Genomic DNA, 23,926 nt, shown 5'->3' on the forward strand with positions numbered 1-23,926 from the left:
CCAGGTAACTCCAGGCCGCGCCACCGGCGAGGAAGGCCACCCCAAGACTCGCCACGCTCTGCAACACATTCATGCGCTCTGCCTCCCGCTGCTTCATTGTCTACGGACATGGCAAGGGCACCTTCATTACGTCATCAGGCCAGCAGCAGGTCGATGACAGTCATGGCGTCGTCAACGGCGGTGTCCTGCTGGACGATGGCGTCGTTGTAGACGAAGCCCTCGATCAGCCGGACCACGGCGTACGCCAGGGTGTCGACCGGCCCGCGCGGGGTCCAGGTGCAGCGGTCGGCCTCCGCCTGCATCAGCCGGGCAACCTCGGCGACGAGCCGGTCCTGGAAGGGCCCGCGAGCGGTGAGCAGGCGTAGCGCGGCGTGGGTCTCGTTGCGGAGGAAGGCGTGCAGCGGTTCGGAGCTGACCACGGTCTCCAGGTACAGGCGCAGCGCCTCCCGCAGCCGGCTCGCCCCGCGGCGGCGCGAGGTGCCGGCCCAGATGTCGGCGATGGCCTTCTCGGATAGGTCCCAGATCACGTCGGCGAGCAGCTGCTCTCGGCCGCCGGTCCATCGGTAGAGCGTGTTGCGGGAGATCGCCAGCTCCCCGGCCAGCTCCCGCATGTCCAGTCGTTCGCCGGCCACGTAGGTTCGCGTCGCGGCGGCGTACGCGTCCGGGGGAGTGACCATGGCGACAGCCTAGCCGCTTGTGTGACACATCGAGAATGTGTCACCCTCGGAGTATGGATGCTGACGTCATCGTCGTAGGAGCCGGCCTGGCCGGGCTCGTCGCCACCGCCGAGCTCGCCGACGCGGGCAAGAAGGTCCTGCTGCTGGACCAGGAGCCGGAGCAGAGCCTCGGCGGCCAGGCGTTCTGGTCGCTCGGCGGGCTGTTCCTGGTCGACAGCCCCGAGCAGCGCCGGATGGGCATCAAGGACTCCTACGACCTCGCGCTCCAGGACTGGATGGGCAGCGCGCAGTTCGACCGCGAGTCGGACTACTGGCCGCGCAAGTGGGCCGAGGCGTACGTCGGCTTCGCTGCCGGCGAGAAGCGGCAGTGGCTCTACGACCAGGGCCTTCGGGTCTTCCCGGTCGTCGGTTGGGCCGAGCGCGGTGGTGGCCTCGCGGGTGGGCACGGCAACTCGGTCCCGCGCTTCCACCTGACCTGGGGGACCGGCCCGGGTGTGGTCGCTCCGTTCGAGCGCCGGGTCCGCGAGGCCATGGGCAAGGGTCTGGTCGAGCTGCGCAACCGCCACCAGGTCGACGAGCTGGTGAAGACCGACGGCACCGTCACCGGCGTTCGGGGGACTCTGCTGGCTCCGGACTCGATGGAGCGGGGCGAGGCCTCCAACCGCGAGTCGGTCGGTGACTTCGAGTACGCCGCGCAGGCGGTGATCGTCACCTCGGGCGGCATCGGCGGCAACCACGACCAGGTCCGCAAGCAGTGGCCGGTCGACCGACTCGGCCAGCCGCCGAAGTTCATGGTGGCCGGCGTCCCTGCGCACGTGGACGGCCGGATGCAGTTCATCACCGAGGCCGCAGGCGCCGAGATCATCAACCCGGACCGGATGTGGCACTACTGCGAAGGCGTCCGGAACTGGAACCCGATCTGGGCCAACCACGGCATCCGGATCCTGCCGGGCCCGTCGTCCTTGTGGCTCTCGGCCACCGGCGAGCGGTTCGGTGCGCCGTACCTGCCCGGCTTCGACACCCTCGGCACCCTCGGCGAGATCATGCGCACCGGGTACGAGTACTCCTGGTTCGTGCTGACCCAGAAGGTCATCGAGAAGGAGTTCGCGCTCTCGGGTTCGGAGCAGAACCCGGACCTGACCGGCAAGGACATCAAGCTGCTGCTCTCCCGGGTCAAGGCCGGCGCACCCGGTCCGGTGGAGGCGTTCAAGCAGCACGGCGAGGACTTCGTGGTCGCGAAGAACGTCAGCGAGCTCGTCGCCGGGATGAACAAGGTGGCCGGCAACGACCTGATCACCGTCGAGGGGCTGACGAGGACGATCACCGAGCGCGACCGCGAGCTCGACAACGCGTTCTCCAAGGACGTGCAGATCACCTACCTGCGCCAGCACCGCAGCTACCGCGGCGACAAGCTGATCAGGGTGGCCAGCCCGCACAAGTTCCTCGACGAGAAGAACGGCCCGCTGATCGCGGTCCGGCTCAACATCCTGACCCGCAAGACGCTCGGCGGTCTGCACACCGACCTGGACGCACGGGTGCTCCAGCCCGACGGAACTCCGCTGCCCGGCGTGTACGCCGCGGGTGAGGTCGCGGGCTTCGGTGGCGGCGGCGTGCACGGCTACAACGCGCTCGAGGGCACCTTCCTGGGTGGGTGCATCTTCTCCGGCCGGACGGCCGGTCGCGCGGCTGCCGCGGCGCTCGGCTGACGGCTAGGCTGCCTCCCATGAGCGGACGCGTCGTGCACTTCGAGATCCCCTTCGACGACGGGGACCGGGCCCGCAAGTTCTATGCCGATGCCTTCGGCTGGGTGGTCAACGAGATCCCGGACATGCACTACACGATCGTGCAGACCGGGCCGACCACGGACGAGGGCTTCCCGGCCGAGGTCGGCTTCATCGGCGGCGGCATGCTCAAGCGTGAGTCGCCCACCGACCGCCCGGTGATCACCATCGACGTCGAGGACATCGACGCAGCCCTGGACAAGATCGAGGCCCTGGGCGGCAGCAAGCTCGTCGGTCGCCAGGAGGTCGGCGAGATGGGCTACGCGGCGTACTTCAAGGACGTCGAGGGCAACCTGATGGGGCTCTGGCAGGCGCGCTGATCCTGCGTCTACCGACCGCGCGGGGAAGGCTCAGGAGCGGATCGCGGCGAGGAGTTCAGGGGTGAACCTGGCTCCAGGTAACTTCGCGGACTCCACCACCATGGTGACGACACGGCGGACGGAGTCCACCTCTCGTTGTACCTCCACCCATCGCTCCTCGCTCCCAAGGTCGCCGGCGTACTTCTGGTCGATGGACTCGAAGATTTGCGCTACGGCCGTGGTCGCGAAATCGACGCCCCACGCGATGGCAGCGAGAGCCGCCGAGTAGGCGGCGACAGTTTGCGGACGATCGAAATCATCCGGCCCGTCCTGGCCCTCATTGTGATTCAGCGGGCTGCTCAGGAACTCAGCCAGCGCGCCGGAGATTGCGTAGTGCTGGGCGTCGTCACCACCCAGGTACTCCCAGACTCGGTCTAGGTGGGCGTGCCACAGCGTGCTGGTTTGGTTCTGCAGGTCCGGTAGGTCTTCGACGATTCGGAAGGTCTTCTCAGCCGCGCTTGCGGCGATGGCTGTGGTCGCAGAAGCTCGCCGTCCACCTGCTCGAACACGGTAGATCTCGTCGCGAACCCAACGCTCCAGATCATCGGTAACGCGAAGTTCCCGCTGGAGGTTTGACTCGCGGCGCCGACCGAACATTGTCTGAGCCTCCCAGACTCTCAACCAGCGACGAGAAGTTGTCCGATCAGATCCTGAAGGCGGTCGAGCTCTGGCTTCAGCCCGAGCGGCTCGGCCTGGTCCGCGATCATCGAGCGGAACAGGTAGCCCTCCTCGACCAGGCGCGCGTCGACGTGGCCGAAGACCTCGAGCGTGACGGTGCCGTAGAGCCGCGACCAACCCTGGGTCAGCGTCCAGACCAGGCCGGCCAGGTCGCCCTTCATCGCCGGGTCGACGGGGGCGTCCGGGACCTCGAGGATCGCGGCCAGCCCCGGCTCCAGGTCGGCCAACGCCGGCACCGGGAAGCGGTACGCCTCCCACAGCGCGACCAGCAGGCCGGAGAAGACCATCCCGCTGGAGCCGTCGTACTCCTTGATGCACTCGACGTCGACGTTCGCAAAGATCAGCGCGAACTCCTTGCGGTTGCCCAGCGCCCACTGGCGGAACTCGACGCAGGCCGCGATCAGCTGGGCGGCCGGGTCGTCGGCCGGCTGGGCAGCGGCAGCTGCGGCGATCTTGCCGGCGACCTCGCCGTCGATCGCGATCGCGATCATCCGGACGAGCTCCTCGTGGCTGGCGGCGTACCGGTAGAGGGCGGGGGCGGTCAGCCCGAGCTCACGGGCCACCGCGCGCAGCGTCACCTCACCACCGTCGGCGAGCAGGCTCCGCGCCGCACTGACGATCCTTGCCTCGGTGTCGATGCGGTTCTGCTGCCGGGTGGTCGGCGCTTCGGTGACGGTCACGTGACCTGCCTCTCGTCGTCGAAGAACTTTTCACAACTGACTTGACGAATCATAGTTTACACCGTTTACAGTTAACGGTGTAAACCTTCCACGAGGAGTCGTCATGCTGAACCGCTGGATCCAGTTCCTGCTCACCCGGGCGAGGTTCGTGCTCGTCACCGGCCTGTTGGTCACGATCGCGGCCGCCGCCTTCGGGCTCGGCGTCTTCGACTCCCTCGGGAAGGGCGGATTCGACGACCCCAAGTCCGACTCGGCCAAGGAGCTCGCCCACGAGCGGGCCGTCTTCGGCAACAAGAACGTCGACGTGATCGCGATCTACCGCAGCAAGGACCTGGTCGCGTCCGACCCGCAGTTCCAGGCCGAGGTCGAGAAGACGCTCGCCGGGATCCCGCGAGGGACCACCACGGCCGTGCTGACGCCCTGGCAGACCAAGGACCCCGGGATGGTCAGCACCGACAAGCACGCCGTCCAGGTGCTGGTGTCGCTGACCGGCGAGACCCAGGCCCAGCAGAGCGACAACAACGACCTGGTGATGCCGGCGCTGAAGAAGACCGACGGTGACCTCGAGGCCGATATCGCCGGGCCGTGGGCCGTCTACAGCGGCGTCAACGAGACCGTCAGCTCCGACCTGGCTCGCGCCGAGGCGATCACGCTGCCGATCGTGCTGATCCTGTCGCTGCTGATCTTCGGCAGCCTCGTCGCCGCGTCGATGCCGGTCCTCGTCGGCGCCATCTCGGTGCTGGGCGCGCTCGCGGTCGTCCGGCTGATCACCCTCTTCGGTGAGGTCTCGGTGTTCTCGATCAACGTGATCTCGCTGCTTGGCATGGGTCTGGCCATCGACTACGCGCTGTTCATCATCAGCCGGTTCCGCGAGGAGCTCGCGGTCCTGCCCGACGAGCCGGGTGCGTCCCGCACGGCCATGCGGGCGACGCTGCAGACCGCCGGCCGCACGGTGCTGTTCTCCGGGTTCACCGTTGCCGCTGCCATGTCGGCGCTCCTGGTCTTCCCGCAGAACTTCCTGCGCAGCCTCGGGTACGGCGGCATCGCGGCCGTGCTCGTCGGCGTGACCACCGCGCTGACCGTGCTGCCCGCGATCCTGATCCTGCTGGGCCGTCGGATCGACGCCGGCCGGATGCCGTGGCGCCGCAACCGCGCCGTCGGTGTCGACAACGACCACGGTGCCTGGGCCCGCCTGGCGCACGCGGTGATGGGTCGCCCGGTGATCGTGATGGCCGTGATCATCGGCGGTCTGCTCCTGGTCGCGTCCCCGTTCCTCGGCGTGAAGTGGGGCTCGGTCGACTACCGGGTGCTGCCCCCGGACCACCCGGCGCACGTCGCCGCGGAGAAGCTGAACCAGGAGTTCGGCCAGGAGAAGTCGACCGCCAACGTCCTGCTCGACACCGACAGTGCCCGTGCGGTCAGCGCTTACGTGAAGCAGGCCGAGGACGTACCCGGCGTGCTCGACGTGCGCACCGTGGAGCAGAAGGGCGGCGAGACGCTGCTGCGCGCGACCTGGTCCGGCAACAGCCAGACCGACGTCTCACGGCAGGTGGTCAAGGACCTGCGCGCCATCCAGGGTCCCGACGGCGAGCACGTGCTGATCGGGGGGCTCTCGGCGAACACCGTCGACCTGCTCGCGTCGATCAAGTCGCACCTGCCCTGGATGGGCCTGATCATCGTGATGGTCATGCTGGTGCTGCTGTTCCTGGCGTTCGGCTCGGTGGTGCTGCCGATCAAGGCCGTGCTGATGAACATGCTGTCGATCAGCGCGTCCTTCGGCGTGATCACCTGGATCTTCGCCGGCGGTCACCTCGAGGGCTTCCTCGGCTACACCTCGACCGGGTTCCTCGACGCGACCCAGCCGATCTTCATGCTGGCGATCCTCGTCGGCCTGTCGATGGACTACGAGGTCTTCCTGCTCAGCCGGGTGCGCGAGCAGTGGGACCGCACCGCCGGCAGCGGCATGACCGAGGCGGAGCGCAACACCGACGCGGTCGCGGTCGGGGTTCAGAAGACCGGGCGGATCATCACCTCGGCCGCGCTCCTGCTCGCGGTGGTGATCGGCGGGTTCTCCACCAGCGGCATCGTGTTCATGAAGATGATCGGCGTCGGCATGCTGGTCGCACTGCTCGTCGACGCGACCATCGTCCGCGCGCTGCTCGTGCCCGCGACGATGAAGCTGCTCGGCAGATGGAACTGGTGGGCACCCGCCCCGCTCCGCCGTTTCTGGGATCGGTACGGACTGCGTGAAGGCGAGAGCGGTCCATCAGTTCACCACCGGGAGCTTGAGCACCTGGCCGGCTGAACCGGTGGTGATCGCCACCGGGTTGGCCACCAGGCCGCCGCGGTAGTTCAGCGAGCTGCCGGAGATCACCAGGCGGATCTTGTGCCCGGCCGCGAACCGGTGCACGAACGCCGGCAGCGTGACCGTGAACGGCTGGCTCACGTCGGGGACGCGCACCGGCGCCGTCAGGTAGCGGATGTCGTTGCCCCGGTAGGTGTTGCCCGGCGGCACGTCCTGGATGCGGATGAACAGGACGAGCTGGCCGGGCTCACCGGCGCCCTGGGTCGCTTGTGCCGACGGCGAGGTGACCTTCAGGGTGAGCTTCGGCGAGCCGACCACGTCGACCTTCTGGGTCAGCGTCGGGGTGATGTAGTCGGCGTACGTCCCGAGCACGTCCACCTCCGGGCGCGGCGCGAACGCCGAGCCGATCGCGTCCAGGGAACCGAACTCGGCCGGCAGCCCGGCGGGCACGGTGGTGAGCAGCTGGTTGCTCTTGGCGATCCCGAGCAGGTTGGTGGTCAGCCCCTGCTTGCTGGTCAGGTAGTAGTTCTTGGTGGTCCCCACCGGGAAGGTCGGGGAGGTGGCGTACGCCGGGGCGGCGTTACCGGTGTAGGGCACCCAGTCGCGGAAGTAGGCGAACTGCGGACCCGTGCTGACGTTGCTGTCCTTGAGGTAGTGGTCGAACCAGTTGCTGATCAGACCGGTCTCGTACTGCGCCGACGGGTCCGGGTTGCTCAGGTCGATCTCGCCGGGCGCCGGGCCGCCGGAGTGGCCCCACGACTGCCAGATCATCTTGACCGGGGTGCCCTGCGCCTTCAGGCCGTTGTAGTTGGCGATCGCCTCGTTGAGGTTGAACAGGGTGTCGGTCTCGCCCTGGAGCAGGTAGACGGGCACCTTGATCTTCGGAAGGTACGACGCCACCGAGGCGTGCCGCAGGTGCTGCTGCGAGGCGCTGTCGAAGTACCCCAGCCCGCCGGCGTTGATCAGGGCGGGGCAGACCCAGGTGGCGAAGCCGGCGCACGGGAACAGTCGGCTCGGGTCCTCCGGTGCGTGCGCGAAGGCTTGGGAGATGCCGTCGAAGGTGAGCAGCAGACCCCAGGTCAGCTTGGTGGTGCCCGAGTTCGCCGTGGTGACGCCGGTGGTCTGGTTCGTGTTGTTCGGACCGAGGGAGTAGGTCAGGTCGCTCCACGTGATGATCGGGACGATCGTGTCCACCCGGTGGTCGACCCCGGCGATCGCGAACTGGATCTGACCTCCGTACGAGCCTCCGACCATGCCGACCCGCGGGTCGTAGGTCTGCGGCACTCCGTCGTGGTCGAGCGCGTCGTGGACGATCGAGTTGAGCACCGGTGCCGAGGTGGTGTGGGCCGCGTCCGTGTACGCGATCCCGGGCGCACCTCCGAGGTAGCTCACCAGCTGCGAGCCGGCGACTCCGTCGAAGTCGGGGTCGTCGAGGGTGATCTTGCAGGTCGATCCGCCGGAGCCGAGGCCCGAGTAGGAGAGGACGGCGTACCCGCGCTGGGCGAACGCCTTGCCGATGCCGGCCTGGTCGTCCTTGGAGCCGCCGAAGCCGTTGGTCGTCAGGATCGCGGGAACCCGGCTGGTCGGGCTGGCGCTGTTGGGCAGGTACAGGTCGCCGACGATGTCGCAGGGAGTGGCGCCGTCGGGGCCGGTGTTGACCTTGAAGTGCAGCGTCGTCACCGAGTAGCTGGTGTCGGCGGTCGCGCTGGGCGAGAGTCCGACGGTACCGGCGAGGCCGGCGGAGAGGGCGAGGGCGGCGACCGGAGCGATACGGCGGGTGAGGATGCGGCGCATGGTGGCTCAACGACGCGTCCGGAGGGCCGGTTACGCGCGGGTAGACCACCGGGAATGCCGAGCTCGACCATGTGGTTGAATAGTTAACTAATCAGGAGGACCCATGGAATACGGCATCTTCACCGTCGGCGACGTGACCACGGACCCGACCACCGGCCGGACGCCGAGCGAGCACCAGCGGATCAAGGACACGGTCGCGCTGGCGCTCAAGGCCGAGGAGGTCGGCCTGGACGTGTTCGCCACCGGAGAGCACCACAACCCGCCCTTCGCCGCGCCGGCCAACCCGCCGGTGCTGCTGGCGCACATCGCCGCGAAGACCGAGCGGATCAAGCTCTCCACCTCGACCACGCTGATCACGACCAACGACCCGGTCAGGATCGCCGAGGACTACGCGTACCTCCAGCACCTGGCCGACGGCCGCATGGACCTCATGCTCGGCCGCGGCAACACCGGCCCGGTCTACCCGTGGTTCGGCAAGGACATCCGCGAGGGCATCGGGCTGGCCATCGAGAACTACGCGCTGCTGCACAAGCTCTGGCGCGAGGAGAACATCGACTGGCAGGGCAAGTACCGCACCCCGTTGCAGGCCTTCACCTCCACCCCGCGACCGCTGGACGGCACCCCGCCGTTCGTCTGGCACGGCTCGATCCGCAGCCCCGAGATCGCCGAGCAGGCGGCGTACTACGGCGACGGGTTCTTCTCCAACCACATCTTCTGGCCCGCCGAGCACACCGCCCGGATGGTCGCCCTGTACCGGGCGCGGTTCGAGCACTACGGCCACGGCAAGGCCGAGGACGCCATCGTCGGACTGGGCGGACAGGTCTACCTGGCCCGCAACAGCCAGGACGCCGTCCGTGAGTTCCGGCCCTACTTCGACGTGGCCCCGGTCTACGGCCACGGGCCGTCGCTGGAGGACTTCATGGAGCAGACCCCGCTGACCGTCGGGTCGCCGCAGCAGGTCATCGAGCGGACGCTGTCCTTCAAGGAGTACGCCGGCAACTACCAGCGCCAGCTGTTCCTCGTCGACCACGCCGGGATGCCGCTGGACAAGGTCTTGGCCCAGCTCGACCTGTTGGGCGAGGTCGTCGCCGAGCTGCGCAAGCACGAGGATCAGCCCGCGGTGGTTGAGCCCGTCGAAACCCCGGACACCGAAGGGAGTTTGCGATGAGGAAGATCGTCGTCGTCTCGGCCGGCCTCTCCGATCCGAGCTCGACCAGTCTGCTCGCCACCCGGCTCGGCGACGCGACCGTCGCCGCGCTGGGCGAGGAGGCAGAGGTGACCCACGTCGAGCTGCGCCCGCTGGCGCACGCGCTGACCGACCACCTGCTGACCGGCTTCGCCTCCACCGAGCTGGCCAGGGCGCAGGAGGCCGTCGCGCAGGCCGACGCGGTGATCGCCGTGACCCCGGTGTTCAGCGCGTCCTACTCCGGACTCTTCAAGACCTTCTTCGACGTCCTCGAGACCGGCTCGCTCGACGGCACCACGGTGCTGGTCGGCGCGACCGCCGGGACCGCCCGGCACAGCCTCGTGCTGGAGCACGCGCTGCGGCCGCTGTTCAGCTACCTGCACGCGGTCGTGGTCCCCACCGGCGTCTTCGCGGCGAGCGAGGACTTCGGCGGCACGGACCTGGAGCGCCGCATCGAGCGGGCGGCCGGCGAGCTCGCGACGCTGGTGGCAGCTCGGCCCGAGACGGCGCGCCTCGACCAGTTCGACCGGGACCTGGCTGCGATGGGCGACTTCGAGGACCTGCTTCGGGGCTGACGAGTCCTAGTCGGCGGCCGGCACGGTGACGTGCAGGCCGAGCTCTCGGGCCGCCTGGGCCCTGCGGACGTCGAAGGTCACCAGCTCGTCGACCTCGAGCCTGATCGCCGAGGCCAGGTGCAGCGCGTCCAGCGTGCGGAGGTTCGGCTCGGCGAACAGTCCGGCTTCGAGGAACAGGCTCTGCGGCAGCTCGGCCAGCGAGATCCCGTCCAGCACCGTGGTCACCGACTGCTGGTTGAGCTGGTGCCGGACGGCGAAACGGCGCGGCTCGGTCTCCAGGAGCAGGGACGAGACCAGGCCGGTGTCCGACGAGGCTGCGGTGTAGCGCGCGTAGCACAACGGCTGAGTCAACCACCGTTCTCACTGAAGTGCTGCAGGTCCTTGAGGCTGTGCCAGGTCCCGCCCCAGGTCCAGCCGATGCTCCGGAAGGCGCGCACGACCACGCCTCCGGGAAGGATCATCCCGGGCCGGCGCCAGGACCGGTTCGTGTACGCGCCGGCCAGCTCGGGGAGCACCAGGCTCCCCTTCTCGTAGGGGTTCTGGAACGGGTTCACGTCGACCGCGAGGCCGTACGCGTGCTGGCTGAGGACCGTGGCGCCGCGCACCGGGCGGCAGTTGAAGGCGGCCGTGTCGTTGCCGTCCCCGGTCGGCCGGGCGTGGCGTTGAGAACGCCCGGTGATCACCATCTGCTCGATCGGGAAGCGGTGGTCCCACAGCTGGTGGAAGACCCGGACCAGGTCGCGCGCGACGGCGCCGTTCACCAGCAGCTCGCCGGTGTGGCGGTGGCCGTCGAAGCCGCGGAAGGTCAGCCGGATCCAGGCCAGGTCACCGGCCCGCACCGGGCAGCCGTGCTGCCAGGTCGAGCGCCGGATCACCGAGCGTGGCGCCGGGTCGGTGATCCGGGCCGCGAAGCCGGTCCCCGGCAGCATCGGCAGCCGGTCCGGAAGGGTGAACCGGCGGTTGCGCAGCTCCGGCGGGGTCGGCTTCTGCAGGCCGAAGCCGCTCGAGGTCCGCGGGAGCGGTCGCGTGCCCAGCCAGGTCGGGGGCGCGGTTCCAAGCGGCGCTGCCCGCTTCTTCGTGGTGACGCTGGGTGACGGGGTGGTCGTCGGTGCCGAAGCCGAGCTCGCCGGCGAGACGGGTGGGCGGGCCGCGGGGATCGTCACCGTGCCGCAGCCGGCGACGGCGAGCAGGACCAACCCGAGGAAACCCTTCACCCCAGACCCTTACGCGGTTGGCCGCACTCTCAAACGGTCCGGCTCAGTAGCCCTGCGGCTGGGTGAAGAACCGGTGCGGGTCATAGGTCCTGCGCACCTGGGCCAGGCGGGTCGCGTTCGCGCCGAAGTAGGCCGCGAGCGGATCCGCGAGCTTCGCGTCGGCGTAGTTCACGTAGGCGTGGTTCTCCCAGTAGGGCGTCATCGCGGACCGGAATCCGCGGACGAAGGTGTCCGCGGCCGAGGCGCGTGCTCCGGTGAACGTCGCGGTGTACTGCACGGTCATCAACGCCTCGCGGTGCACGAACGCGGTCGACGCCGGGTCGACGTCGGCGACCTTCCCGCCGAGCAGGTCCATCGAGATGCCGGCTTCCTTGAGCTCGGTGCCCGCGTCGTGCACGTGGTCCAGCAGCGTGCCGATGCCGGCGGCGGGCAGGGCGCGGTAGCCGATGTGCGAGGTGGCGCCGAACGCCTCTCGGTCGAGGTCGCCTCCCGGGCCGGTGTGGCAGCGCGCGACCGGGATCGACGAGCAGCCGGCGTACGACGCCATCGCCTGGGCGTAGGTGCGCGGGGTGGTGGTGTGGGTCGAGGGCTTCGGGCAGTGGGTCAGCAGGCCGGACAGGTCGGGCGAGCCCGCGCCGGTCCAGGTCCCGGCCACCAGGATCGTGGGGCCGGACGGGTGGGTGGCACCGCCGAGCACCTTCAGGGTCGACCACAGTCGCGCGTCCGCTGACGACCCCCAGGCCTGCCAGGCCTGGATCACCTGCGGGGCCGCGGCGATCGGCCACGAGAGGTAGAACGTCTGCAGCCGGGGCGCGGGTGCGGTCGCGAACCTGAACGAGGTGACGACCCCGAGGTGGCCGCCACCGCCACCGCGCAGCGCCCAGAAGAGATCAGGGTCGTGGTGGGCGTCCACGGTGCGGGTCCGTCCGTCGGCCGTGACGACCTGCAGCCCGGTGACCGAGTCGCAGGTGAGGCCGAGTGCCCGGGTCAGCACCCCGACGCCGCCGCCGAGGGTGAGGCCGCCGATGCCGACGGTCGCGCACGAGCCGCCGGGGATCGCCCGGCCGCGGTCGGCGATGGCGGCGTACACCGGGGCGAGCGCGGCACCTGCGCCGATCGTTGCGGTGGTGCCGTTCAGCGTCACCCGGGACAGCCGTCGGCAGTCGATCACCAGCCGCCCCGCCCCGGCGGACCAGCCCGGGTAGCTGTGGCCGCCGGAGCGGATCGCCACCGGGAGGCCGTTGTCCTGCGCGAACCGCAGCGCGGTCGCCACGTCGTCGGCGTTCGCCGCGGTGAGGACGGCGAGCGGCCGGGCGCCGTCGTACCGGGGGTTCTCGGTGAGCCGCGCCTGGTCGTAGGTGGCCGAGCCCGGTCGCGCCAGCGTGCCGTCCACGTGGCGGGCGAGCTGGGACCAGCCAGGACCCGAGGTCGCGGTGCGACTGGTCGACGGGGTCGGAGGGGTCGACGCCGGGGGCGTCGTGGCAGGGCTGGACGGACTCTTCTCAGCACACCCGGTGGACGCTGCGAGCACGCCGACGCCGAGCAGCAGCACCTCACGCCTGGTGAGCGTCATCCGAGTGCCCTCCTCCTCTCCTGACCCCGTCGAAGACTAGGACGCCCGTCCCAGCGAAAAGGTTGGCAGCGACGTTGTTACTCGCGGGTTCTACGATGAGCGCATGGAGCGCACGATCTACGACGACGACCACGAAGCCTTCCGTTCCTCGGTGAAGGAGTTCCTCGACCGCGAGGTGACGCCGCACGTCGAGGAGTACGCCGAGAACCACGCGCTGCCGCGCGAGTTCTGGCTCGCGGCCGGCAAGCAGGGCTTCCTCGGTCTGGAGATCCCCGAGGAGTACGGCGGCGCCGAGGCCGGCGACTACCGCTTCAACGCGGTGCTCACCGAGGAGATGGCCAAGGTCAACATGGCGCTCGCCTCCTGCGTCGGCATCCACGCCGACATCGTGGCGCCGTACCTGGTGCACCTGACCAACGACGAGCAGCGCAAGCGCTGGCTGCCGGCGTACGCCGCGGGCGAGATCCTCGGCGCCATCGGCATGACCGAGCCGTCGGTCGGCTCGGACCTCGCGAACCTCAAGACCACCGCGGTCAAGGACGGCGACGACTGGGTCATCAACGGCTCCAAGACGTTCATCACCAACGGGTACAGCGCGAACCTCGTCGTGGTCGCCGCCCGGACCGCACCGGAGAAGAAGGCGAAGGGCATCTCGCTGTTCGGTGTCGACACGAGCAAGCCGGGCTTCTCGCTGGGTCGCAAGCTCGACAAGGTCGGGCAGCCGGAGTCCGACACCGCCGAGCTCTCCTTCGTCGACGTCCGGGTCAGCAACGACGACCTGATCGGCCCGCTGGACACCGGCTTCATCTCGATGATGCAGTTCCTGCCGCAGGAGCGCCTCAACTGTGCGATCGCGAACATCGCGCACGCCAAGCAGATCCTGCTCGAGACGGTCCAGTACGCCCACGACCGCAAGGCGTTCGGCCAGTCCATCGGCAACTTCCAGTGGAACAAGTTCCTCATCGCCGAGCAGGTCACCAAGATCGAGGTGACCGAGGCCTACCTAGACCAGTGCGTGGTCGCGCACGCGAGCGGCAAGCTCACCGCGACCGACGCAGCGAAGGCCAAGTACTGGACCTCGCAGGTGCAGAACGAGGTCATCGACCACTGCGTGCAGATCCACGGTGGCTACGGCTACATGAACGAGTACCGGGTCGCCCGGGCCTGGCGTGACGCCCGCGTCACCAAGATCTGGGCCGGCTCCAACGAGATCATGAAGGAGCTCATCGGCCGCGACCTCGGCTTCTGACCCGAGATCCGAAGGAGTCGATGACGCAGCGGATGTTCGTGGCGGCGCTGCCGCCCGAGAACGTCGTCGAGGATCTCGACGAGTTCCTCGCCGTACGCCGGGACGCCGACCGCGGTCTGCGGTGGGCGGCGCCCGAGCAGTGGCACCTGACGCTGGCGTTCCTGCCGGCGGTGGCCGAGCGCGTCTACGACGACCTGTGCGATCGGTTCGTGCGTGCCGCTCGTAAGCGGGCTCCGATGACGCTCGCCCTGGCCGGCGGCGGCGCGTTCCCGAACCCCGGCCGCGCGAAGGTGCTCTGGGCGCGCGTCGAGGTGGACGACCGCGTCGAGCTCGACCGGCTCGCGACCGGGTGCCGCGCCGCCGCGACCAAGGCAGGCGTCGCGGTTCCGGGGGAGCGCTTCACGCCGCACCTGACCCTGGCGCGCGCGGCCAGGCCGTTCGAGGCGACCCGGTGGCTGCGGGTCCTGGAGGCCTACCGCAGCCCGGAGTTCGCGCTCGACGAGGTCGCCCTGATCGCTTCCCACCTGGGCGAGGGAGCCCGCGGCCGACCGCGTTACGAGGTGCTCCAACGCTTCGCGCTCGGCAATTTCCGGGCCGACGCGGACCCGAAACCCGACCTAGACCACTCCTGAACCTTCCGTAACCAGGACACCACCAGTGTCGTCGCACCTGACCCACGAGTCCTGTTGGCGCTCATCAGGCCACTCGGGTTGACGACTTTCACGCCTGTGAACAGGGCTGTTCCCGTTCCTCGATCTTCACACGCCGATTTTCGGATGCTCTGAGTTCCGGCACCCCGGACACCTTGAAGCAGGCCGGGCGGCCGAAGGAGCAAATGCGAATTAACGGACTCCGTTGACGCGCCTCCTTGCCCGGCGGAAATATTCGCTCGCTCCGTCGAGTGACGGCGCAGGGGGAAGACCGTGGGGGTTTTCGCATGTCTCAGCACGCCGCTGGAACGCGCCGCAGCAGGTTCGCGCGTCTCCGCAAGTTCTTGTTCGTCGGCGTTCTCGTCGGCGCTCTCGGATTCAGCTCGCCGGCCATGGCCTCGGTCCTCGGCGTGATCATCCAGCTCCCGGGAGCGACGGCACCGACGAACCTCACCGTGGGGGTCGACGACACCCTCGGTGCGAACGCGGTTGCTGACCTCACCGGGATCAACCCGACGCTGGACAACATCCTCGGCGTGACCAACGTTCCGGGCGGCGTCACCCAGACGACCACGACCCTCACCCAGCTCCTCAACGGGCTGAAGACCGGCGCTGCCGTTGCCGCGCCGGTGGTCTCCGCGCTCGCCACCGAGGCAGCCGGGACCGCGATCACGAACCTGCAGACGCGCGCGCAGAACACCGCTGCCGCGGCTCTGGCGCTCGACCCCGCGGGCGTGACCGAGCAGACCCAGGGCATCCTCACCGACCTGCAGGGCCAGGCCCTCGGTGAGGTCGCCGGCCTGCTGCCGCTGGCACTGACCACGGGCCTCCAGGTGGCCCAGAGCATCGTCACCCCGGTCTGCTCGCTGACCGCGATCCCGGGGATGTTCCTTCCGGGCGTCGGCCTGGACACCACCCGCACCTACATCACCGCGCTGCCGCTGATCCAGCAGACCGACGCAGCCACCAACCAGCTGCTGCGCGACACCTACTCCAAGGTCTACGACGACACCCTCGCGTCGGTGAACAACATCCCGAACGTCGGTCCGATCGCCAGCGCCCTGCTGACGCTGCTGAAGTACAACTGGACCTCGACCTACACCCCGCCCGGTTCCTCGACGCCGATCGTCACCGAGACTAAGGCGCTGATGAACGTGCCGACCCCGATCGACGTCGACCACGACGGCCTGTTCGACCTGTGCGGCACCACCAGCTTCGCGCTCACCGGCTCGGGCACGAGCATCACCGGCATCAAGTTCACCCAGACCATCACCAAGATGCCGCTGGCCAAGCCGGTCCTGCCCGTCGACATCACCGGCGGTCTGCTGAACGTCATCAACTTCGGCTACGACACCACCGAGTCGACCGTCCCGATCGTCTACACGACCTCGGCGACGCTGGACACCGCGAACAGCGCCAAGCTCAACATCGACGACAACTTCGCCGTGCACCGCGGGACCAACCTGACGATCCCGCCGATCATCCTCAAGGACCTGAACCTCACCAACGGCACCCTGCTGCCGACGATCCCGCCGCTGTTCACCCCGGCGCCGAAGCCGATCGTCACGCAGAAGGTCTGCATCGGCGCGTGCTCGGGCCTCTCGATCAACTACCGGTTCGAGAACGTCCCCACCGCGACGCACGTCGACGCCCCGCTGGCCAGTGCCGGCGTGAACGTCAACTACACCGGCGCCCAGACCTCGGACTCGTTCGGCTACAAGTTCGCCGTCGGTTCGAGCCTGTCGCTGGGCACGGCGGTCGGTACCGACCGGCCCGCGGTGGGCAGCACGCCGGCCCGGGTGTTCTCCGCCCCGACCGCGGCAACCTCGTGCCTCTCGATCAGCGACGGGACCTGCTCGCCGAACGCGGCCAGCGGTGACTCGATCTCGTCCGGGTTCACGGCGTCCTCGCCGACGTCGCTCGACCAGGACGTCCAGATCGGTGGTACCAACTCGCCGAACAACTGCACGGCGATCGCCTCGCTCGGCGTGGGCGTCCGCATCAACGACACCACGGCCTTCAACACCAGCGCCAAGAAGGGCAGCGCCACCGTCGGTGCCGGCCACTTCGCGATCGACACCGGCAACGACGAGGTGGACGGCTGCTACGCGCCCGGTTCCACCCTCGCCCTCGCCGGCGCGCCGGTGGTGACCCTGCCCAGCGGCTTCAAGGCGGCGAACCGGCAGGCGACCTACCACTGGACCACCAAGTCGCTCGGCCTGCAGATCGACCAGACCGTGCCGGACACCAAGACCGGCACGATCACCTGCCCGGCCGGCACCGCGGCGAACGTCAACCCGGTCTTCCCGACCGGCACGCTCGACCTCGCCCCGGTGATCTGCTTCCTCCCGACCACGGCCGGCACGGTGACGATCGGGGGTTCGCCGACGGTGGACTCGACCCTGACCGCGAACCTCGCGGGCTGGGGTCCGGGCGCCCCGAACGCACCGAGCTTCACCTACCAGTGGAACAAGTGCGCCGCGGACGGCAGCAACTGCCAGCCGATCCCCGGAGCGACCAACGCGACGTACACGCTGCAGTACGGCGCCGAGACCGGCCCGCCGCCGGTGGAGCCGACGGACTGGCACCACAAGTTCACGGTGACGGTGAAGGGTCACAACCTGGACGGCGACGCCCAGGTGACCTCGGACAAGACCCCGCTGGTCGAGCTCCCGCCGCCGCCGGTCAACACGGTCGCCCCCGTGCTCGGCTCCAACCGGCACGTCGGTGACGCGACCACGCTGTCCAGCCTGGGCACGTGGAACCCCGGCGCGACCAGCTACAAGTACCAGTGGCAGCGCTGCCTGGACTCGATGGGCCTGATGTGCACCGACATCGCCGGGGCCAACGGGACCGCGACCAGCGCCGCCGGGGTGAGCTACGTGCTCACGACCGCGGACAAGGCCCGCTACATCCGGGTCTCGGTCACCGGTCACAACCATGGTGGCGACAGCGCCCTGCCGGCGTACTCGAACATCGGGTACGTCCCGGGTGACCCGGTCAACACCGGCAACCCCCCGGGCATCAAGAACGGTCCGGCCAACGCCGTCGGCGCTTCGGTGGCGACCGGTGACACCCTGACCGCGAGCACCACGACCAACGACTGGTCCGACACCAACGCGCCGTTCACCTACCAGTGGCAGCGCTGCGACGCCGGCGGCAACAACTGCGTCGACATCGGCGGTGCGACCAGCTCGCAGTACACCGTCCAGCACCCGTCCGACGACGGCTCGACGCTGCGCGTCAAGGTGACCGGCCACGGCCTGAACGGCACCGGTGACGCCTACAGCGGCACCACCGGCGTGGTCCTGTTCAACGACCTGTCGGCCAAGCCGGTGACCCAGATCCCCGACGGCACGGTCAACGCCACCGTCGCCGGATCCGGGTCGACCACCTACGTCGGAGGCAGCTTCGACACCGTGGGTGCGCCGACCGGCGGTTCGGGCCTGGTCGACGACGGTCTCAAGGCCGGCAGCGACGTCACGGGCAAGACCGTGAAGCTCGCCTCGGCCACGGCCGGTGCCGCCAACGGCGGCGTGCTGGCCACCGTGCCGGACGGCACGGGCGGTTACTTCCTGGGTGGTTCCTTCACCCAGGTCAAGGGCATCCCGTGCCCGGGCCTCGCGCACCTGGTGAGCGACGGCTCGGTCGACCAGACCTACTGCTACAGCGGTCTGAACGGAACCGTCCGGGCTCTCACCCGGGTGAGCAACGGGACGTCCAAGGTGCTGGCCGTGGGTGGTTCGTTCACCTTCGGCGGGCACAGCAACCTGATGTTCATCGACCCGGCGGCACCGGCGAGCCCGGTGTACCTCGGTGGCGGTGACCCGAACGGAGTCGTCAAGACGCTGACGTCCAACCTGACGAACACGGTCTTCCTCGGAGGCCAGTTCAGCCAGGCCGGCGGCACCAGTGCCGGTCTGGTCGCAGGCGCCTCCCTGACCTGGACCGGGACGCAGCTGAGCTCGGTGGCCCGCAACGGCTGGACGCTCGGCGTCTGCCAGGGCGCGCTCACCGGGACCTCGGCCTGCACCGAGCCGACCGCCACGGTGAACACCTTGTCGTGGCTGTCCAGCAGCGTCGTCCTGGTCGGTGGCCACTTCGACCGGACCTACGCCGTCGTCGCCGGTACGCCGTCCACGACCACCCGCAACAACGCGGCCCTGGTCGCCGACTCGGCGTACTCGCTGCTCGGCTGGAACCCGAACATCGCCGGTGGTGCTGCCACGGTCAACGCGATCGCTCCGCAGCCGGTCAACGGGATCAGCAACATCCCGGTCTACATCGGCGGTGACTTCACCTCGATCGCGGGTACCGCGATCAAGAACCTGGGTGAGTTCGGGTCGAGCTTCGTGGGAGGCAACGCGGCGCTGACCAACACCTCCAACAACGCCGGCCCGCCGATGGCCACCTGGCTGCCGAACCCGAACGGTCCGGTCACCAGCCTGGCATGGGCGGGGACGACCTCGTCGAGCACGCTGATCGTCGGTGGTGGGTTCACCACGATCGACACCCGGCCGAACACCAGCACCCCGTTCACGACCCTGGTCCGGCACCGCCTGGCCAAGATCAACATCGCTGGCTCGACCAGCACGACCCTCCCGGTCGTCGACGCCAGCTGGGACCCGAACGCCGGTCGCACGGTCCGCACGGTCTCGCGGGACGCCACCCTGGGCACCGTCACCGTCGGTGGTGACTTCCTCGTCCTCGGTGGTCAGACCCGCAACAACCTGGCCGAGTTCGACCCGAACACCGGCGTCACCAGCTGGAACCCGAGCGCCGACGGCACCGTCAACGCGCTCTCGTTCCTCGGCGGCACGGTCTACGCGGGCGGCTCGTTCGCCAACGTGGGTGGTTCGGCCCGGCCGAACCTGGCGGCGATCAACGGTTCCACCGGTGCGGTCACCGGCTGGAACGCGGCCGGTGCCAACGGCACGGTCAACGCGATCGACACCCAGGGCGGCGTGGTCTACGTCGGTGGTCAGTTCACCAGCCTCGCGGGAGCTCCGCGCACCAACCTCGGTGGCGTGGACGCGTCGAGCGGCGCGGTACTGGCCGGCTGGACCCCGAACCCGGACGGTCCGGTGCTCTCGGTCCGGCGCAGCGGAGGCACCGACGTCTACGTCGGTGGTTCGTTCGCCAACATCGGTGGTCAGGCGCGGAACAACGTCGCGGCCATCGGGAGCGACGGCAACGCCACCGCGTTCGACCCGAACGCCAACGGCGCGGTCCGCTCGATCGTGGTCAACCTGGGCGACGTCTACCTCGGTGGTGACTTCACCCAGGTCGGCGGTCAGGGTCGGGCGCACGTGGCGGTGACCGACGCGGTCAGTGGCGCGGTGGGTGGCTGGAACCCGGGCGTGGACGGCAACGTCAACGCGCTGTTCCTGGTCGGCAGCCAGCTGTTCGTGGGCGGCCAGTTCACCAACGCCGGCGGTGCCGCGCGGAAGAACCTGGCCAACCTCGACACCGGCAGTGACAACGCCCTGGCGTTCAACGCGGCGCCGAACGACGTGGTCAACGCCATCAGCCGGACCAGCGGTGGCTCCATCGCCGTCGGTGGAAAGTTCACGATCATCTCCGGCCAGGCCGCTCCCGGCCTAGGCTTCTACGGAGGCTGATCGGGCCGGATGGTCATGACAACCCGACCGGGACCGCAGGGGTGCGGAACCCGGTCGGGTTGTCCACGAGAGGGGTGACGTGAGCGGTTCGCACCGCGCTCCCGACCGGGACGGACCGGGAGGCACGCTTCCGGGTCTGCTCACCCGTCGGGTGGTGTCCGTCGTCGAGCGCCGGGCCGCACGACAGGCCGAGCGCGACGCCGCGGACCGCGCCGCCGGACGCGCGGAGCGGGTCCCCGCGCCCCGGGTGCATCGGCCCGGTCGGAGCGGGATCCGCTGGTACCGCACCGGCGCCGGTCAGCTCACGATCGCCGGGTGCGCTGTCGTGGCCGCCATCCTGCTGCGGACGCTGGCCCCCGGAGGCGCCGACGCCCCGGGGGTGCCGCTGGGCCAGGGCCTGCCGCACTTCGGCGCCGACTGGACGACGACCGACGGCTCGAAGTACCGCATCACGGTGACCCCGCTGGCAGAGCTCAGCTCCAAGCCGAGCGCCGACGGGTGCGTTCCGGCCCCGGCGGACGGCTTCGTCAACGCGCGCTTCGGCATCCGGATCTCCAACTTCAGCGGCCGCAAGGCGGACGTCCCGGCGATCGACTTCGGCGCGAACCTGGATGCCAGCGGCGTCGCGAACCCGACGGTCATCGACCTTCAGCCCGACCGGAGCAACGTCGCGGTGACCCCGCACCCCGGGGACCGCTGCAGCGGTGCTGCGTCGATCCGGGCGGGTGGCCGCAAGCAGCTGGACGACGGCGAGGTGCTCGACCTCGTCGGCGTCGTGGGTGGGATCGCGATCCCGGTGCAGCCGGGAGTCTCGGTGATCATCCGCTACCGGGCGGCCTCCGGCCCGACGGAGCTGCTCGCTCCGTTCCCGGCGTTCCCGGTCGGCTCCTGACGTCAGCGGGCGGCGTACCGGGCCAGCGCCTCGCGCCGTTCCTCGGCGTGGTCCACGACCGGTCGCGGGTAGTCGGCCTCGTAACCGAGGTCGTGCTTCCACGGCTCGTGCGCCGCTGACCCGGGCAGGTGCGCGAGCTCGGGGACCCAGCGGCGCACGTAGTCGCCGTCCGGGTCGAACTTCTTGCCCTGGGTGACCGGGTTGAAGACCCGGAAGTACGGCGCGGCGTCGGTCCCGGTCCCGGCGACCCACTGCCAGCCGTGGTTGTTCGAGGCCAGGTCGCCGTCGACGAGCAGGTCGAGGAAGTGCCGCGCGCCGGCCGGCCACCAGGCGTGCAGGTCCTTGGTCAGGAAGCTCGCCGTGATCATCCGGACCCGGTTGTGCATCCAGCCCTCGTGCCGGAGCTGGCGCATTCCCGCGTCCACGATCGGGTAGCCGGTGCGGCCCTCCCGCCACGCGTCGAGCGCGTCGCCGGGGTCGTCGTACCCGATCGCCAGACGGCGCAGGTCGGTCCAGGCGGAGTCGGGATGGTGCCAGAGCACGTCGGCGTAGAAGTCGCGCCAGGCCAGCTCGGTGGCGTAGCGGTGGGCGCCCTCCCCGTCGGCGAGGTCGGCGAGCAGCTGGCGCGGGTGCACCGCGCCGGACTTCAGGTACGGCGACATCCGGGAGGTCCGGTCGGCGGCCGGCAGGTCGCGGGCCTCGTCGTAGTCGCGGACGTCGGCGTCGAGGAACTGCCGCCACCGCGTCAGCGCGGCGTCCTCGCCAGCCTCGGGCATCTGGGCGGGCGCCTCCTCCACACCGGCGCGGAGGTGCTCGATCGCCGAAGCGTCGCAGGGCAGGTCGGCCCAGCTGACGGCCGGCGCTGGCAGCGGGTCGGCGTGGCCGTGCGCGAACCACGCCTTCGAGTAGGGCGTGAACACCTGGTACGGACCGCCCTGCTGGGTGCGCAGCGTGCCGGGCTCGACGACGTACGGAGTGCCGTCCGGCTGGCCCCGCACGCCGATCTCCGCCAGCGCCGCCGCAACCCGGGCATCGCGTCTCCGGCCGTACGGCGTGGTCTCGGCGGTCACGTGCACGGCGTCGGCATCGGCAGCACGCGCCACGGCGGGCACCACCTCGGCCGGGTCGCCGACCTTCACCACCAGGGAACCGCCGGTCGCCTCGTCGAGGGCTCGCACGGAGGCTGCGATCCAAGCGCGGCGGGCCGGACCGCTGTTCTTCCAGAGGGTCCGGTCGAGGACGAAGAGCCCGACGACCTCGCCGCTCGCCGCGGCCGCGGTCAGCGCCGGGTGGTCGCCGAGGCGCAGGTCGCGGCGGAACCAGAGCACCGAGGTCATGGCGTCGAGCCTATTGTTCGGACCATGAAGATCGCAGTGATCGGAACAGGCTCGGTCGGTCGCACGCTCACCGACGGGTTCCGCCGGATCGGGCACGACGTGGTCATCGGCACCCGCGACGTGGCGGAGACGCGCGGTCGCGCGGAGTGGGCAGACGAAGCGGCCCTGGTGCCGTTCGCCGAAGCCGGGGACGGCGCCGACCTGGTCGTGAACGCGACCGGGGGGAACGTGAGCGCCGACGCCCTCGCCCACGTGGACCTCGACGGCAAGGTCCTGCTCGACGTCGCGAACCCGCTCGACTTCTCGAACGGCTTCCCGCCGACGCTGACGGTCAAGGACACCGACAGCCTGGCCGAGCAGCTCCAGCGGGCGTTCCCCACGGCCCGGGTGGTGAAGTCGCTCAACACGGTCAACGCCGCCGTGATGGTGGAGCCGGCGAAGCTGCCGGGTGAGAGCACGATGTTCCTGGCCGGCGACGACGCCGAGGCCCGTGCGCTGGTGCGCGGTCTGCTGACCGACCTGGGCTGGGCCGACGTGGTCGAGTTCCCGAGCCTCGACGCCGCCCGCGGGCTGGAGATGTGGCTGCCGTTGTGGGTGCGGTTGATGGGGAACCTGGGCACCGCCGACTTCAACCTCAAGCTGGTGCGGTGACCGGGCGAAACCCGGCCGAAACCCGCGTTCAGTAAGGTCGAGGCATGTCCTACCTGCTGCGCGTCGAGCTCCCCGACGTCCCCGGTTCGCTGGGACGGCTGGCGAGCGCGATCGGTGCTGCCGGTGCCAACATCGAGGCCATCGAGATCGTGGCGAAGGACCCGGTCGCGGAGGTCGCGGTCGACGACGTCTTCATCGAGGCGAACCCCGGCGTCATGCCGGACAGCATCGTCTCCGCCTGCACCGCGCTGGACGGCGTCCGCGTGCTGTGGATCTCCCGGTACGCCGCGGGCGGGAACCTGTTCCTCGACCTCGAAGCCGTCGAGTCGATGACCCAGAACCCCGCGGGCGCGATCCAGACGCTGGTCGACGCCCTGCCTGAGGTCTTCCGCGTGGACTGGGGCGTGGTGATGACGCGGGAGGGGGACGGCGCCAAGATCACCCACGGCACCCCGGCCGCTCCGAGCGACGTGCCGCACGGCGTCACCTGGCCGGCGAACCTCGAGAAGGCCTCGGTGATCGACGTTCCCGAGGAGTGGTCCGAGCTGGTCGTCGCCGCCTCGCCGCTGAACTCCGACGAGCTGATCGTGGTGGGCCGTCGTGGCGGCCCGGACTTCCAGGACTCCGAGATCGCGAGACTCGCGCACCTCGTCGCCATGGCCGCGTCCCTGCGCCGCAACGCCTAGGACGTTTGCGTCGGGTCT

Annotated in this window: 19 protein-coding genes; 11 read left to right on the forward strand and 8 right to left on the reverse strand. The window is 69.8% G+C overall.

Features of this window, described 5'->3' with window-relative positions; translation table 11 throughout:
- Positions 1–134: 134 nt before the first annotated feature.
- Positions 135–677, reverse strand: a complete 543-nt coding sequence (locus tag EFL95_RS19660; RefSeq protein WP_183407271.1) for a QsdR family transcriptional regulator — start codon at positions 675–677, stop codon at positions 135–137.
- Positions 678–730: 53 nt separating this feature from the next.
- On the opposite strand from EFL95_RS19660, the gene EFL95_RS18935 reads away from it, so the two are divergent.
- Both EFL95_RS18935 and EFL95_RS18940 read left to right on the forward strand, forming a co-directional pair.
- Positions 731–2,383, forward strand: a complete 1,653-nt coding sequence (locus EFL95_RS18935) for an FAD-binding dehydrogenase (protein ID WP_123235671.1) — start codon at positions 731–733, stop codon at positions 2,381–2,383.
- Positions 2,384–2,400: 17 nt separating this feature from the next.
- Positions 2,401–2,778 (forward strand): VOC family protein, encoded by a 378-nt coding sequence (locus tag EFL95_RS18940; RefSeq protein ID WP_123235672.1) that lies wholly within the window; start codon positions 2,401–2,403, stop codon positions 2,776–2,778.
- Between the two features lie 30 nt (positions 2,779–2,808).
- Here EFL95_RS18940 and EFL95_RS18945 read toward each other — a convergent pair whose 3' ends face one another.
- Both EFL95_RS18945 and EFL95_RS18950 read right to left on the reverse strand, forming a co-directional pair.
- Positions 2,809–3,414 (reverse strand): hypothetical protein, encoded by a 606-nt coding sequence (locus EFL95_RS18945; protein ID WP_123235673.1) that lies wholly within the window; start codon positions 3,412–3,414, stop codon positions 2,809–2,811.
- 20 nt (positions 3,415–3,434) lie between these two features.
- On the reverse strand, positions 3,435–4,175 hold the full coding sequence (locus EFL95_RS18950) for a TetR/AcrR family transcriptional regulator (RefSeq protein WP_123235674.1): 741 nt from the start codon (positions 4,173–4,175) through the stop codon (positions 3,435–3,437).
- A gap of 103 nt (positions 4,176–4,278) precedes the next feature.
- Between EFL95_RS18950 and EFL95_RS18955 the strand changes: the two genes are divergently transcribed.
- Positions 4,279–6,480, forward strand: a complete 2,202-nt coding sequence (locus EFL95_RS18955; protein ID WP_123235675.1) for an MMPL family transporter — start codon at positions 4,279–4,281, stop codon at positions 6,478–6,480.
- Here EFL95_RS18955 and EFL95_RS18960 read toward each other — a convergent pair.
- Complete coding sequence (locus tag EFL95_RS18960) at positions 6,442–8,274, reverse strand: CocE/NonD family hydrolase (protein ID WP_123235676.1); 1,833 nt, start codon at positions 8,272–8,274, stop codon at positions 6,442–6,444. The two genes, EFL95_RS18955 and EFL95_RS18960, sit on opposite strands and share 39 nt — an antisense overlap.
- A gap of 103 nt (positions 8,275–8,377) precedes the next feature.
- On the opposite strand from EFL95_RS18960, the gene EFL95_RS18965 reads away from it, so the two are divergent.
- Together EFL95_RS18965 and EFL95_RS18970 are read left to right on the forward strand one after the other, a co-directional pair.
- Positions 8,378–9,442, forward strand: a complete 1,065-nt coding sequence (locus tag EFL95_RS18965) for a CE1758 family FMN-dependent luciferase-like monooxygenase (RefSeq protein WP_123235677.1) — start codon at positions 8,378–8,380, stop codon at positions 9,440–9,442.
- Positions 9,439–10,035 carry an FMN reductase gene (locus tag EFL95_RS18970; protein WP_123235678.1) on the forward strand — a complete coding sequence of 199 codons (597 nt, stop codon included), beginning with the start codon at positions 9,439–9,441 and terminating at the stop codon, positions 10,033–10,035. Before EFL95_RS18965 ends, EFL95_RS18970 begins: the two co-directional genes overlap by 4 nt.
- A 6-nt stretch (positions 10,036–10,041) precedes the next feature.
- Here EFL95_RS18970 and EFL95_RS18975 read toward each other — a convergent pair whose 3' ends face one another.
- The 3 genes from EFL95_RS18975 to EFL95_RS18985 are packed head-to-tail and all read right to left on the reverse strand — an operon-like array spanning position 10,042 to position 12,822.
- Complete coding sequence (locus EFL95_RS18975; RefSeq protein ID WP_123235679.1) at positions 10,042–10,386, reverse strand: PIN domain-containing protein; 345 nt, start codon at positions 10,384–10,386, stop codon at positions 10,042–10,044.
- The gene (locus EFL95_RS18980; protein WP_221176510.1) at positions 10,383–11,249 is read right to left on the reverse strand and encodes a M15 family metallopeptidase; all 867 of its coding nucleotides are present in this window, start codon (positions 11,247–11,249) and stop codon (positions 10,383–10,385) included. Before EFL95_RS18980 ends, EFL95_RS18975 begins: the two co-directional genes overlap by 4 nt.
- A gap of 43 nt (positions 11,250–11,292) precedes the next feature.
- Positions 11,293–12,822, reverse strand: a complete 1,530-nt coding sequence (locus EFL95_RS18985) for an FAD-binding oxidoreductase (RefSeq protein ID WP_123235680.1) — start codon at positions 12,820–12,822, stop codon at positions 11,293–11,295.
- A 103-nt stretch (positions 12,823–12,925) separates the two neighbouring features.
- Between EFL95_RS18985 and EFL95_RS18990 the strand changes: the two genes are divergently transcribed.
- The 4 genes from EFL95_RS18990 to EFL95_RS19005 all read left to right on the forward strand — a co-directional run bounded on the left by EFL95_RS18990 (position 12,926) and on the right by EFL95_RS19005 (position 21,234).
- A complete protein-coding gene (locus tag EFL95_RS18990) occupies positions 12,926–14,071 on the forward strand; it encodes an acyl-CoA dehydrogenase family protein (RefSeq protein WP_123235681.1) in 1,146 nt (381 codons plus the stop codon).
- A 20-nt stretch (positions 14,072–14,091) separates the two neighbouring features.
- The gene (gene thpR, locus EFL95_RS18995) at positions 14,092–14,703 is read left to right on the forward strand and encodes an RNA 2',3'-cyclic phosphodiesterase (RefSeq protein ID WP_123235682.1); all 612 of its coding nucleotides are present in this window, start codon (positions 14,092–14,094) and stop codon (positions 14,701–14,703) included.
- A gap of 305 nt (positions 14,704–15,008) precedes the next feature.
- Complete coding sequence (locus EFL95_RS19000; RefSeq protein ID WP_148045115.1) at positions 15,009–20,342, forward strand: beta strand repeat-containing protein; 5,334 nt, start codon at positions 15,009–15,011, stop codon at positions 20,340–20,342.
- 79 nt (positions 20,343–20,421) lie between these two features.
- Complete coding sequence (locus tag EFL95_RS19005) at positions 20,422–21,234, forward strand: hypothetical protein (RefSeq protein WP_123235684.1); 813 nt, start codon at positions 20,422–20,424, stop codon at positions 21,232–21,234.
- A 2-nt stretch (positions 21,235–21,236) separates the two neighbouring features.
- Here EFL95_RS19005 and EFL95_RS19010 read toward each other — a convergent pair whose 3' ends face one another.
- On the reverse strand, positions 21,237–22,571 hold the full coding sequence (locus EFL95_RS19010; protein ID WP_123235685.1) for a cryptochrome/photolyase family protein: 1,335 nt from the start codon (positions 22,569–22,571) through the stop codon (positions 21,237–21,239).
- A 24-nt stretch (positions 22,572–22,595) separates the two neighbouring features.
- On the opposite strand from EFL95_RS19010, the gene EFL95_RS19015 reads away from it, so the two are divergent.
- Both EFL95_RS19015 and EFL95_RS19020 read left to right on the forward strand, forming a co-directional pair.
- Positions 22,596–23,222 carry an NADPH-dependent F420 reductase gene (locus EFL95_RS19015; RefSeq protein WP_123235686.1) on the forward strand — a complete coding sequence of 209 codons (627 nt, stop codon included), beginning with the start codon at positions 22,596–22,598 and terminating at the stop codon, positions 23,220–23,222.
- Between the two features lie 44 nt (positions 23,223–23,266).
- Positions 23,267–23,908, forward strand: a complete 642-nt coding sequence (locus EFL95_RS19020) for an ACT domain-containing protein (RefSeq protein ID WP_123235687.1) — start codon at positions 23,267–23,269, stop codon at positions 23,906–23,908.
- Positions 23,909–23,926: the final 18 nt, after the last annotated feature.

Origin of the sequence: Nocardioides marmorisolisilvae (assembly GCF_003725775.1) — a bacterium.
Classification (GTDB): domain Bacteria; phylum Actinomycetota; class Actinomycetes; order Propionibacteriales; family Nocardioidaceae; genus Marmoricola; species Marmoricola marmorisolisilvae.